Source organism: Pedobacter psychrodurus (assembly GCF_004331735.1).
Taxonomy (GTDB): Bacteria; Bacteroidota; Bacteroidia; order Sphingobacteriales; family Sphingobacteriaceae; genus Pedobacter; species Pedobacter psychrodurus.
The window spans coordinates 85,802-99,208 of the sequence record NZ_SJSO01000018.1 but is presented as its reverse complement, the minus strand read 5'-3'; the positions used below and the strand labels follow the sequence as shown (position 1 = coordinate 99,208).

The following is a 13,407-nucleotide window of genomic DNA, read 5'->3' as shown; positions in this document are numbered from 1 at the left end:
ACGAAACAAATCCCTAAACCAATCATGTTAAGTTTTAAAAAATATAGTATTCTAGCCCTTTCGCTAATCAGTTTATCAGCCGCTGCCCAAAAAGCAAAACCATTGTTTGACGGTAAAACGCTTACCGGTTGGAAAGCCGTTGCAGGTGCTGCTCCGTACAAAGTTGAGGATGGAATGATTATCGGAACGATGACCAAAGGCACACCAAATTCGTTCTTAATCACTGAAAAAGAATATGGCGATTTCGTTTTAGAACTGGATGTAAAACTCGAAGGTGAAACCACCAACTCAGGTGTACAAACACGCAGCCATATTAAACCAGAAGGAAATAATGGTAAAGGGTTGGTTTTTGGACGGCAGTTAGATATAGACCCTACACCACGGGCATGGACAGGTGGAATTTACGACGAAGCCAGAAGATTGTGGCTGTATCCTTTAGAACTTAATCCATCAGCAAAACCATTGTATAAAAAGAATGAGTTTAACCATTACAAAATCGAATGTATTGGTAATGAAACCAAAACCTGGGTAAATGGAACGCCAGTTGCCTATGTGATCGATACCTTGGATAAATCTGGTTTTATCGGTTTGCAGGTTCATGGCATTGGCAGTAACCTCGATAATGACGGTAAGAAAGTTTATTTCAAAAATATCAACATACAAACAGAAGGTTTAAAAGTCAAAGCTTTTCCAAAAGGAATTTATACCGTTAATTTAACACCGAATACTTTATCGGCCTACGAAAAATCAGCAGGTTATAAACTATTGTTCGATGGTAAAAGTAATGCAGGTTGGGTTGGCGCTTATAAAACTACTTTCCCTGCCAAAGGATGGAAAATTGCTGATGGTGTAATCAGTGTAGAGCCATCAGGAGGTGCTGAGTCGACAAATGGAGGTGATATTGTAACCAAAGCAGAATACACGGCTTTTGATCTATCTTTCGAGTTTAAACTTACCCCTGGTGCCAACAGTGGCGTAAAATATTTTGTTACCCTGAGCGAAAAAAATACAGGTTCCGCTATTGGTCTTGAGTATCAGGTTTTAGATGATGTGTTACATCCCGATGCAAAATTAGGCAGAGATGGAAACCGCACTTTAGCCTCATTATACGATTTAATGACTTCGAAAAAAGAAGCTCGTTTCCTGCGCCCAATTGGAAGCTGGAACAATGGCCGTTTGGTAGTATACCCAAATAACAAAGTAGAACATTATTTAAATGGCGTAAAAGTTTTGGAATATACGCGTGGTTCAGAAGAATTTAAAAAACTGGTAGCCATTAGTAAATATAAAGATTGGAAAAACTTTGGTGAAGCACCAAAAGGGCATATTCTCCTTCAAGATCATGGTAATAAAGTAGATTTCAGAACCATTAAAATTAAAACGTTATAGATGCAGCGGAGATCGTTCGTTAAAACATCGGCTTTGTTAGGCTCTGGTTTACTTTTAGGCAATCAGGGCTTTGCCAATTTAGTAGCCGATGAAATTATTAATGTGGCAATGATTGGTTGTGGCGATCGCGGTAAAGGCGTTTTGTCGGTAATTAAATCAATGCCTGCAAAGTATAAAATAAAAGCTTATTGCGATTTACTCGACTTTAGGCTTAAGGAAACCGAAAAGTATGTTCCTGCTGATGCAAAGGCCATAAAAGATTATCACAAAGTTTTAGACGATAAAACAATTAACGCGGTTTTTATTGCCACACCTTTAAGTGAACATTTCAGAATTGCGAAAGATGCGGTATTGGCTGGCAAACATGTGTATGTAGAAAAAACCATGACATATAATATTGCACAGGCACTCGAACTTAAAAAACTGGTAAAACAATATCCCAATCAGGTTTTTCAGGTGGGTTATCAGTATCGCTATTCGCCTTTGTATTTTAAGGTTAAGGATATGATCCAAAGTGGTTATTTGGGCAAGGTTAGCCAGATCGATTGCCGTTGGGACCGTAATGGCAATTGGCGTAGGGCGGTGCCAGAGCCAGCTTTAGAACGTAAGATCAATTGGAGGATGTATAAGGAGTATTCTGGCGGATTAGCCGCCGAACTTTTATCGCACCAGATTGATTTTATTAATTGGGCTTTCGAAACGCAGCCTGATGAAATTATGGGATCGGGTGGGATAGATGTATTTAAAGATGGGCGCGAAACATACGATAATATTCAAGCTATTCTCCGCTACAACGAAAAAGGCATGATTGGCAACTTTGGCGCCACCTGCGGCAATGCACATGATGGTTACCTGTTTAAAATAAAAGGCACCAAAGGTTCTGTTTCTTTGCTCACCAATACTGGGTTGTTTTATCCTGAAGAAAGTGCTAAAAAAGAATTGGGCATAGTTGATGGGGTAACTGGGGCTACAAAGATTGTAGTGAACAAAGACGGTGGAATCCCGATTTTGGATAAAGGTACCATAGACGGTACAAATTATGCCTTGGATGAATTTTATAAATCGATAACAACCAAGAAAGAACCAGCCTCAAATATCAATACCGGAACCCAGGCGGCTATTTGCGTTGCCATGTGTAATGAGGCGATTTATAGCGGTAATAAACAGGTCTGGAAGTCGGAATATAGTGTGTAGATAGATTTCGTCATTCCCAACTTGATTGGGAATCGTAATGCTTTGATTGGGCTTGTCGTTTGCGTTTAAGTTTCGGTCGGTGGGACACCAACCGATAGATGAAAAAGAAAGAATTTTAATGCCCTTAATTTTATTTTTCTATTGGTTGGTGTCTCACCGACCAAGAAGATAATATAGTGTTTAGGTAAGATTCGTTATTCCCAACCTGATTGGGAATCGTAATGCTTTGGTTAGGCTTGTAGGTCGCGTTTTTCTATTAGTGTCTTACCGACTAAGAAGATAGCTATTATTCTACTTCATTTTGTGTATGCCGATTAAGTTTCGGTCGGTGGGACACCAACCGATAGATAAAGATTGCTTCGTCGTTCTTCTCCGAGAAATCGGAGCAGGCTCTCGCAGTGACGGAAAAAGAAAGAATTTTTAATGCTTCTAATTTTTATTGGAAAGCAATTGTTGTAATTTGTTTTAAAGTTAGTCCTGCTTTTCATTACAAGTCCTCGCTGCGCTGTGGGCTTTACATTTCAATCAGGTTTAAAATTGGAGGGTTTTTGCAACTATTGAAGGTTGAATAGCATGATTCAGAAAAAAGATGTTATTCCCGCTCCCTGCAACCCCTAATCGTTTTGCTGGCCGTGCCACCTAAACCCGATCAAAGCGAGATGCCTCCCGATTTTACATCGGGATCAATTGGCAGAAGCGGGAGCGGGGCAGGAACAAACCTAAATGCTCTGTTTCTGCTTTCCAAAAAAGAATCCAAAAATTATTCTATAAAGATCCTTTGTGCCTCAGGATGACATAAGGAAGCTTATTTCCATGGCAACCCCCTGCGCTACAACCCCAAAAAATCAGGCATTTCCTGCACGAAGTTAAAGCTGCCTTTCTCCATGTCCATCTTTGCATAAACATGCTGCAAACCATTGGTTAACACAATCCATTTCGCTTGATGGATAGAATTATACCGTGATGCCTGATCGAAAACCGATTGCGTAATCTTTACTTTAGGTGCCTTGCATTCAATTAACATCAGCTTTTCGCCAGCAGTATTGTACACTAAAATATCACTCCGCTTTTGTAATTGGTTAAGTACTAAACCACCTTCAATCTGGATCAATGTGCGGGGGAATTTCTTTTCCAAAACCAGGTGCTGTATAAAATGCTGACGTACCCACTCTTCAGGCGTAAGTACAAGGTGTTTTTTTCTGAGTTCATCGAAAATAAAAACCACATCATCTTTTTTGCTGATTTTAAAAGGATAGGGTGGAAGGTTAAGCGGAGTAGGGGTAAACATTTTATCAATTAGCGGTTTTCGGTGATAGCTTTCGGATATTTTAGTGCCAGTTATGCGTGCAGAATCTACATTGTTTGGCTAAAGGTGTTCTTGCTACTTTACCACAATTAGGACATTTATTTAGGAATACTGCTTCTGGATTCTGGAGTAAAATTCTTTCGGCAACATTAAGCTCAAACGCATCGTATCCATCTTGTAACAGCATTAAAATATTCTGATCTTCGCTTAGCCAGCCAGCTTTTTTATAAACATTAATAGCCTTTGGGTTATTTACTTGGGCTGTATCTAAACCCAGCTTAATTATGGAATGCGTATGCCGAATTGCTAACCTCTCTTCTGTCGTAAGGAGATTAGAAAAATAATCCACGATGTATTTTGCAGTATCCTGATCCATTATAAAACCCAGCGGCTTTAAAGTTAGTTTAAATTTAAGATATCCAAGAAAATCTCCTATCTAACGTCTCAGATCTCATATCTCCTAAATTATAAACATTTAACCAAATCGTTAAACCTAAATCGTAATTTTACGGGCAATGACTGCTGCCGAAATTATTAAAGATATTAAAGCCCGAAAATTCAAACCTGTGTACTTATTACATGGAGAAGAATCTTACTATATCGATCAAGTAACGGATTATATTGAGGATAAACTATTGAACGATGCCGAAAAAGGCTTCAATCAAACTGTTTTATACGGAAAAGATACGGATATGGCTACAGTTTTGGGCGCTGCGAAGCGATACCCGATGATGTCTGATTATCAGGTGGTAATTGTTAAAGAAGCGCAGGATTTAAAATGGGGTAAAGAAGATTCGAGTAGTAAAGAGGGCGAATTTGTGCTTAATTATTTTGAAAAACCTTTACCGAGTACCATTTTGGTTTTGGCTTTTAAGTATGCGAACTTCGATAAACGCAAAAAAATCTATAAGGCAATTAATAAAAGTGGACTGATTTTTCAGTCAGATCCTGTTCGCGATTATAAATTGGTGCCTTGGATTGAGGAATTTATTAAAGATAAAGGTTACAAGATCGATCAGCAGGCATCGGCATTAATGGCCGAATATTTAGGGACCGACCTCTCTAAAATTGCCAATGAGATCGAAAAGTTAATGCTCAATGTTCCCAAGGAGGTAACCATTAATACCGATCTGGTTCAGAAAAATATAGGCATTAGTAAAGAATATAACGTTTTCGAATTGCAGAAAGCACTGGCCATCCGCGATGTGCTAAAATGCAATAAAATTATCAACTACTTTGGTAGCAACCCTAAAGCCAATCCAACAGTAATGGTTTTGGCCAATTTAGGCGGTTATTTTACCAAACTTTTAAAATACCACTATATCCCAAATAAGGCCGATGCGGCATCAGCTTTGGGGGTGCCTCCATTCTTTATCAAAGATTATGAGGTAGCGGCAAGAAATTATAACACAGGAAAAGTTTTCCAGGTGATCAGCTTACTCCGAGAATACGATTTAAAAAGCAAAGGTTTAGATAGTACTGGCAATGTTGATGATGGAGAATTATTAAAAGAACTCGTTTTCAAAATTGTGCACTAATCTTATTTTTGCAAAAGCCTGTTTTATATTACCCATCAAACGTTTGCGCAATTTTTAGGGGTTTTATTGTAGTTTAATATCATTATTTTAGAAATTGATACACCATACAAGTGCTAACCATTTCTAAACACAAATGAAAACTAAAATTACCATCCTATTATTACTCCTTTGCTTTTCTACGGTAAGCTTTGCGCAATCATTAAAACCTTATAATCTATCCTTCCCTAAACTCGCTAATAAGTGGGATGAAGCCATGCCGCTGGGAAATGGCATGTTGGGCGTTCTAATCTGGGAAAAGAACAATAAACTTCGCCTTTCTTTAGACCGTGCCGATTTATGGGACGAAAGGAAAGCGCTGGATATTTCAAAACTTAATTTTAAATGGGTAGAAGAGCAGGTACACAAAAATAACTATGCTGCGGTGCAAAAAGTAGGTGATGAGCCTTACGATACAAGTCCGTATCCCACCAAACTGCCTGCAGCGGCAATGGAATTTGATATTGCCAAATTAGGAAAAGTAGTGTCGAATGAATTGGATATCGAAACTGCCCTAAACACGGTAAAATTCGAAAATGGAGCTATTTTTAACTGTTACATACATGCGGTAGGAGCGCAGGGTTATTTTAGTTTCGAAAACCTTAAATCTACTGCAATATTACCTGCATTAATTGTTCACAACTATAGTAATGGGCTAACAGAAAAAGGAGATAATAGCCATGCGGGAGAAGGTTTGCAAAAATTAGGTTATGCAAAAGGAACTGTTACCAATACCGCAAACAGCATCCGTTATCATCAACCTACTTACCAGGGGCATTATTATGAAGTATTGGTGCAATGGAAAAAGACAGCTAATGGCAAGATTATTGGCTCCTGGACAATCAGTGACGATAAAACCGCTACATTACCTGCTATTTCTGCCACTGCGAAAGAACCAACCGGGTGGGCCACGCATAGCAAATGGTGGAAAGATTTCTGGAGTAAATCGAGCATTGTAGTGCCTGATCAGCTTATTCAAAAACAATATTATCTGGAAATGTACAAATTGGGCTGCGTGGCCAGAAAAGGTGCACCAGCCATTACGTTGCAAGCCGTTTGGACGGCAGATAACGGAAGTTTACCACCCTGGAAAGGCGATTTTCATAATGACTTAAATACGCAGTTAAGTTATTGGCCTACTTACACGGCTAATCGCCTTGCAGAAGGTGCCACATTTACCGATTGGCTGTGGAAAATCAGAGAACGGAACCTTAATTATACTAAACAATATTTTGGGGTAGCGGGTTTAAATGTTCCGGGGGTAATAACCTTAAATGGCGATCCGATGGGCGGGTGGATCCAATACTCGTTCTCGCCAACTATAAGTGCCTGGACTTCGCAGCATTTTTATTGGCAGTGGAAATATAGTATGGATGATGTGTTTCTTAAAACCAGAGCTTACCCCTATATCCACGAAGCTGCAACCTATCTGGAAAATATAACCCGATTAAAGGGTGGTAAACGTACATTGCCATTGAGCTCTAGTCCGGAATTTAACGATAACAGCATAAAAGCATGGTTTTTAAGCTGGACCAATTACGATTTATCGCTGGCTAAATTTTTATTTAAAGCGGCGGCCGAAGTAAGTAAGGCAAATGGGAAGGTTGAAGAAAATAAACACTGGTTAGAGATCTTAAATCAGTTACCGGATTATGAAACGAATGAAACAGGTTTTGCCATTGCTAATGGATTGAATCTAACCAGCTCACACAGGCACATGTCGCAATATATGGCCATTTATCCCCTCGATTTGCTAGATGTTAACCACGAAAAAGATAAAACCATTATTGATAATTCCTTAAAGCGTATAGAAGAAATTGGTACACGCGCCTGGTGTGGTTATTCCTTCAGCTGGATGGCTTCTTTATATGCCAGGGCTTACCAAGCTGATAAAGCGGTAAAACAATTGGAAATTTTTGCTTCAAATTTCTGCTCTCCAAATAGCTTTCATTTAAATGGCGATCAAAAAGGAGGGCAATACTCTGACTTTACCTATCGTCCGTTTACCTTAGAAGGCAATTTTGCTTTTGCTCAAGGTGTACAGGAACTATTATTACAGAGCAGAAATGGTTATATACAGGTATTTCCGGCTGTACCGCGAAGCTGGAAGGATGTTACTTTTAATAACCTACGTGCTGAAGGTGCCTTTTTAGTAAGTGGAAATAAAGAAAACGGTGTGCCGACAAAAGTAAAAGTATACGCAGAAAAAGCAGGTGTACTTAGAATTAAACTTCCTTTTAAAACCTATGTGGCAAAAGATGTACCTGCCGGAAGTGTAAAAATGGGCGATGATGGAATTGCCGAAGTGAACCTGAAAAAACAACAGACCATCGTTTTTGAAAATGGATATGAATAATTTCGTTATTAGAATAATGAATTAACCGCAAAGAACGCTAAAGGTTTCGCAAAGTAAGTAAATGACTATTACTGATGTTATTAAGCGTGAGGGATAGAAGGGGAAAGCCCACAGCGAGGCACGAGCGAGGACTTGCAGCGCATAGCCCGACCCCTTGCTCAGCTTGGGGGCACGCCCAAAATACGGTGCATCGGTATAAATTAAGGTATATTTTGTACCACACGTTACAGTATTTGGAGATGTAAAAAAGATCGTTTTTAAGCAACATAACGATAAGCCAGCTTTAGTAATACGCAAAACGTTAATAACAAACCTTTTATATCAATTAAACCATCAATGAGAAAAATAATATTAATCAGTTGCCTGTTACTCTGCAAACTAAGCTATGCCCAGCAAAAACCTAATATTGTAATCATTATTTCTGATGATCACGCTTTTCAGGCGATTAGTAGTTATGGTAGTAAATTAACTAAAACACCAAATATCGACCGTATTGCTCAATCTGGTGTAACCTTTAACAAAGCTTATGTAACCAATTCTATTTGCGGGCCAAGCAGGGCAGTCATATTAACAGGATTGTATAGTCATAAAAATGGCTTTAAAGATAATGAAACCTCTCATTTTGATCATGGTCAGGATAATTTTGCTAAACACCTTCAGGCAGGGGGATATGAAACCGCTTGGATAGGCAAGTTGCATCTGGGTAACAAGCCTCAGGGGTTTAATTATTACAGCATCCTGCCAGATCAGGGGCAATACTACAACCCCGATTTTATCGATATGGATGGTAAAACTGTGCATAAGGAAGGTTATGTAACCAATTTAATTGAAGATGCGGCTGAACAATGGTTGGATAATAGAGACCAAGCGAAGCCCTTCTGTTTGGTTATTGGCCACAAAGCCACGCACCGTACCTGGCTTCCTGATACGGCTGATATGGGAAAATTCGATAAAGTGAAATTTCCTATACCTAAAAATTTTTACGACAATTATGTAAACCGTGAAGCTGCAAAAGTTCAGGATATGACCATTGATAAAACCATGATAATGGGCTACGATCTGAAAATGCTTTCTTATAGTAAAAATGGAGAGGGTAGCGTTAACCGAATGAACGGAGCACAAAGAGCCAGGTTTGATGCCTACTATAAACCAATTGAAGCAGATTTAAAAAGCCGGAATTTAACAGGCAAAGCTTTAGTAGCGTGGAAATATGAGCGTTATATGCGCGATTATTTAAGCACGGCAGCATCACTCGATCGAAATATTGGACGTACACTTGATTACCTTGAAAAACATAACCTTACCAAAAATACCATTGTTATCTACCTTTCAGATCAAGGTTTTTATTTAGGCGAACATGGTTGGTTTGATAAACGTTTTATGTATGAAGAATCTTTCAGAACACCAATGGTGATGAGTTACCCTGGTGTAATTAAACCAGGAAGCCAAAGTGCAGCATTTGTAATGAATCTTGATATTGCGCCAACTTTGCTTGATGCCGCAAAACTTAAAATACCACAGGCTATGCAGGGGAAATCGATGCTGCCTTTGTTTCAATCAAAAAAAGTGGCGTTTAGAGATGCCATGTTTTATCATTATTATGAAAATGGAGAACATTCGGTATCTCCTCATTTTGGCGTCAGAACCGAAAGGTATAAGTTAATCCGCTTTTACAAACGTGTGAATACCTGGGAATTGTATGATCTAAAAAATGACCCTTCAGAGGAAAATAATTTATACGGCAAAAAAGGATACGAAAATATTACGGCTCAATTAAAGAGCAGATTAAATAATCTAATTGATCAATATGAAGACCAGGATGCCAAAGACATTATGGCAAAACTTTAAATTTTTACTAAAAATAGTTATAGAATTAAGATATACCATCATGAGTTTACCTCGCGAAACACAATGAACCGAGTTTGCGAGCTCATGAATACCAATGCAACAACTGGAAGTGATGAATAATAAACTTATGAAGAGGCTAAGGCACCCCTCCTAAATTAGGAGGGGAGTTTTCCCTCATAGCTGTATAAGTTAAATGGCCAATTAAAATTTGAACGTTTATTGTGTAGCTGCTAAACCGGCAGTTTTATTATATTCATAACACTCAACAGCATTACACCAGGCATAGCAGTCTGACAACCAATCATAAATCATTTTATATGCAGCAGTAATTTCGGCAGAAAATTTTAAGGTTGCGCCTTCAAAATCATCATCCTGAAAGATGTAGACATTTAATCCAACATATAATAGTTCAGATAGATGCTCCACATCAAATTGGCCAACAGCTTGTAGGTGATAATCCAGGTTTATGGCATAACGCTGAAAGGTTTCTTTATTGGCCAAAAGTTTTGTTTTCGTAAGCAGATTGATGATATTGTTTACATCATAAAGGGCGTTGGCAATGGTAATGGGTTTGTGCTTGCCAGAGCGCGGATCAGGCCCGATAGCTGCGCTAAGCATTTCAGTAAGGAATTGATTCACATCCGATAAACTAATCATATCGAAATAGGCTTCAATCAGTTTCCGGAATTCTGTTACAGCTGCTACCTGATTTGGGAGCTGTGTGTTTGGGTTTTTACAATTGTTAGTCTGCATAACATTAAAATTAAAGTTCCTGGACGCTGCAGACTAACAAATAACTCTTTTCAGAGAAATTAGAAAATGCGTTTCTAAAACGCTCGTCCAGGAATATTTTTAGAATTTAATTGTGAAAATTGATCTCTCTTAGTTAGGTGAAAAAATATGTTATTTATTAATCTGCATAGGCAATATAGGCACAATAAATCAATCTACAAAATATGTTGCTCAAATAATGCATGAATGAAGGCAGTTTTATACTTGCAGTTCGCCGTTCTATGCTTTCAGTTCATAGTTCTATACTTGCAGTTCATATTTCTGTACTTGCAGTTCGTAGTTCTATGCTTGCAGTCCATAGTTCTATACTTGCAGTCCATAGTTCTACACTTGCAGTCGATAGTTCAGACCTTGCAGTTCGTAGTTCTATGCTTTCAGTTCATAGTTCTATACTTGCAGTTGATAGTTTTATACTTGCGGTTCATAGTTCTATACTTGCAGTCGATAGTTCAGACGTTGCGGTCGGTAGTTCAGACTTTGCAGTGATAGTTTAGAGGTTATGGCTTGACTGTATTGTTTATCAACAGAAAGTATAAGTGTGGTTAGTACTTCGTAATTAAGTATTCTGTTTGCGAATCAGTTGGGTTACTAACTATTGCGAACCATATTGTAACATTAAAAACAATTTTTGTTACAAAAAAAATGTTTTGTGTAACATTTTTCTGATTTATTTGTATATTTGTTAGATGGAAACCGATTTAGTGACCTATATTGATTTATACAAAATAAAAGCTGGCCTGATGAAGCAGGTGCAGCAATTGGAATTATTGATGGAAAAAGCTAAGCCAAAAGATTTCGATTCGCTGAACTCATTGGTGAATAATATAACCCTGGGTGTGTATGATTATCCTTTTAATGGGATGCTAAATGAAAAAATAATTTTCACTTTAAAAATTCTGAAAAATGGGACCAAGGTTGATATCAGGAAGTATATGGCAATCGTCGGAGACAAGGTGATTGAAACGCCAAACTTTGGGAATGATCTGGATTCGACCTTAACGGCTCTTAGTGACGCTAAGATATTGGTTGGGCACATGTCAATATTTGAGCCTAATGAAATAAATTTCAGCCTATAGGTTGAAATTATTGTGGATTTATGATGCAATTTATCAACAATTTAAGGTCTGTTAAAACTTATAGGTTTTAAAGCCTTATATTTACAAAATAAAATAAGCCTACTACTAATAGGCTTACTTTAATACCGAAGATGATGTCTGGGTAAGGAGAAACACCTCCAGTAGCACATTTTTGAATTCAGGATTTAGGTTCTCGCCAGACTTGGATAATTAGGGTAACTCCACGTGGAAGTGGTTGTATAGTGCAAGGACTTTGACGCCGCTGCATCCTTGATTATTCCAGGTCTTTCCTGTTTCCGAATCATTAGCAAAAGTATAAACTTTTCTTTACATAAGTTCTATCTCCGTTTCTTTTTTCTCCACAACTTTCTCTTTCTGTTGTTTCTCCTGTTTCTCTAGTTTTTCTGTCTGTTCCAACGGTTGGTTTTTCCCGTATGTTAAAGTCGTCTTTTTCTTGATTTCCCTCTGGTCTCTCCCCAGCTGTATCGTCACGTTCATTGTCCCCATAGTATTACTCATGTGCTTTTTGTCTACGGCTTTCGGAATTAAAACTTCATGTTAATTGCTTCGGATTCTACCATCAACAGATTTTAGGGTATGGCTGGGGATTCCCCATTCTGGCGCAAGTCTTAGCGTCCCGGCCCTAAGCAGCGGCCCGACTTGTGCCTTGGTCAAACCAATAGATCAATGCCAATCAATCCTTTCCCTCCTTCGTAATCTATAGCACTACAGTATAAATAGTCTGAGGCATTTGCCACCAACCCAGCCTCAACCGGATTATTATGCAGATAATTAATCCGTTCTTCGAACATATTCGAATAAGGATCTAATTCGATGGGATGATTATCCTGCCGCCAAAACTGAAAGTTTTTATTATTGCTGTTTTGTTGCCCGGCTTTAGCAAACAAGTAAAGCATCCATTCTTTTCTGCTTTCAATCGCACAGTCTTTTATTTCTTTTAAGATCCTAACTGCCGAATACTTCTTTAAATCGCGCATAATGTTGGCCAATAAGTATCCCTCTCTGCTACTCACAATTAAATGTACATGGTTACTCATAATTACCCAGGCATGCAGGTTAAGGCCTTTTTCTCTTCTACAATAAGTTAAACTTTCCACTAGGAGGTCTCTGTAAACCGTACGTGTAAAAACATCAATCCAGCCCACAACTGCAAAAGAAACAAAGTATATTGCTGTTGAATCATGAAACTTATATTTTATACTCATGATTAAAGATAAATGATTACAAGAGATAATAAAGCATTTAAAAGCACAAGTCATACAGCGCACCGCCTTGCCCGCTAAGACTTGCGCTAGTGAGGCTTTGGCTAGTGATAAAAGATAACATAAAAATCAATAGAGGATCTATTTTGGAAATAAAAGAGACATTAAACTGGTTGCGTACCGACATGTGTATGGAACGAAGGTTGTTGCAGTAAAGTTCGCAGAACGGTGCAACGATATGTTTATCAGTATATGGTTATTCTCCAACTAGGTCATAAGCAGACTCAAACTTCTTCAAGTTATCCACAAGAAAGATTACATTGCATGAAAGACCTCGGCCAACCCAATTGCCATGTTTAACATTATAATCCTTTAAATATATAATTAGGTTTTTCGCCTCATCATAGAGGAGTTCAAAATCGCTTTTTAAGGTTACTCCTAGGTCAGAATCATGGGCATTGACTATACCAGTAATATCTGTTTTGTAGATAAATGTGAATGTCAATGAATTATTTAGTGAGACTATCGGGCTTGCCACTTGTCTTTTAAAGTACTCCAAAGTCATATTTGTGCTAATTGATTATGTCCGTAAGATAAGTATTTTAGCAACGCTCACCGCTTGCGAATTGAGAAAATTTGTGAGAATCAG

13 protein-coding genes are annotated in these 13,407 nt (G+C 38.3%); 7 read left to right on the top strand and 6 right to left on the bottom strand.

From position 1 onward, the window contains the following. Positions 1-24 precede the first annotated feature (24 nt). Entirely contained in the window at positions 25-1,389 is a 1,365-nt protein-coding gene (locus EZ456_RS18810) for a 3-keto-disaccharide hydrolase (RefSeq protein WP_131532803.1), read from the top strand. Continuing rightward, entirely contained in the window at positions 1,390-2,583 is a 1,194-nt protein-coding gene (locus EZ456_RS18805; protein WP_131532801.1) for a Gfo/Idh/MocA family protein, read from the top strand. An 829-nt stretch (positions 2,584-3,412) separates the two neighbouring features. On the opposite strand, the gene EZ456_RS18800 is transcribed toward EZ456_RS18805, so the two are convergent. Together EZ456_RS18800 and EZ456_RS18795 are read right to left on the bottom strand one after the other, a co-directional pair. Further along, a complete protein-coding gene (locus EZ456_RS18800) occupies positions 3,413-3,871 on the bottom strand; it encodes a type I restriction enzyme HsdR N-terminal domain-containing protein (RefSeq protein ID WP_131532799.1) in 459 nt (152 codons plus the stop codon). 40 nt (positions 3,872-3,911) lie between these two features. Next, complete coding sequence (locus EZ456_RS18795) at positions 3,912-4,265, bottom strand: hypothetical protein (RefSeq protein ID WP_131532797.1); 354 nt, start codon at positions 4,263-4,265, stop codon at positions 3,912-3,914. Positions 4,266-4,404: 139 nt separating this feature from the next. On the opposite strand from EZ456_RS18795, the gene holA reads away from it, so the two are divergent. The 3 genes from holA to EZ456_RS18780 all read left to right on the top strand — a co-directional run bounded on the left by holA (position 4,405) and on the right by EZ456_RS18780 (position 9,667). Beyond that, entirely contained in the window at positions 4,405-5,427 is a 1,023-nt protein-coding gene (gene holA / locus EZ456_RS18790; protein ID WP_131532795.1) for a DNA polymerase III subunit delta, read from the top strand. A gap of 133 nt (positions 5,428-5,560) precedes the next feature. Next, complete coding sequence (locus tag EZ456_RS18785; RefSeq protein ID WP_131532793.1) at positions 5,561-7,819, top strand: glycosyl hydrolase family 95 catalytic domain-containing protein; 2,259 nt, start codon at positions 5,561-5,563, stop codon at positions 7,817-7,819. Positions 7,820-8,155: 336 nt separating this feature from the next. Continuing rightward, positions 8,156-9,667: a sulfatase family protein gene (locus EZ456_RS18780; protein ID WP_131532791.1), complete on the top strand. Its 1,512-nt coding sequence runs from the start codon at positions 8,156-8,158 to the stop codon at positions 9,665-9,667. A gap of 216 nt (positions 9,668-9,883) precedes the next feature. Here EZ456_RS18780 and EZ456_RS18775 read toward each other — a convergent pair whose 3' ends face one another. Further along, positions 9,884-10,420: a hypothetical protein gene (locus EZ456_RS18775; protein ID WP_131532789.1), complete on the bottom strand. Its 537-nt coding sequence runs from the start codon at positions 10,418-10,420 to the stop codon at positions 9,884-9,886. A 221-nt stretch (positions 10,421-10,641) separates the two neighbouring features. Here EZ456_RS18775 and EZ456_RS25390 point away from each other — a divergent pair, with 221 nt between their 5' ends. After that, complete coding sequence (locus EZ456_RS25390) at positions 10,642-10,953, top strand: hypothetical protein (protein WP_205945130.1); 312 nt, start codon at positions 10,642-10,644, stop codon at positions 10,951-10,953. A gap of 192 nt (positions 10,954-11,145) precedes the next feature. Next, positions 11,146-11,535 carry a hypothetical protein gene (locus EZ456_RS18770; RefSeq protein WP_131532787.1) on the top strand — a complete coding sequence of 130 codons (390 nt, stop codon included), beginning with the start codon at positions 11,146-11,148 and terminating at the stop codon, positions 11,533-11,535. A gap of 327 nt (positions 11,536-11,862) precedes the next feature. Here the strand turns inward: EZ456_RS18770 and EZ456_RS18765 are convergent, their stop codons facing one another. The 3 genes from EZ456_RS18765 to EZ456_RS25385 all read right to left on the bottom strand — a co-directional run bounded on the left by EZ456_RS18765 (position 11,863) and on the right by EZ456_RS25385 (position 13,323). Beyond that, the gene (locus EZ456_RS18765; protein WP_131532785.1) at positions 11,863-12,054 is read right to left on the bottom strand and encodes a hypothetical protein; all 192 of its coding nucleotides are present in this window, start codon (positions 12,052-12,054) and stop codon (positions 11,863-11,865) included. A 152-nt stretch (positions 12,055-12,206) separates the two neighbouring features. After that, positions 12,207-12,761, bottom strand: a complete 555-nt coding sequence (locus EZ456_RS18760; RefSeq protein WP_131532783.1) for an REP-associated tyrosine transposase — start codon at positions 12,759-12,761, stop codon at positions 12,207-12,209. 253 nt (positions 12,762-13,014) lie between these two features. Further along, complete coding sequence (locus EZ456_RS25385; protein WP_131532781.1) at positions 13,015-13,323, bottom strand: hypothetical protein; 309 nt, start codon at positions 13,321-13,323, stop codon at positions 13,015-13,017. Positions 13,324-13,407: the final 84 nt, after the last annotated feature.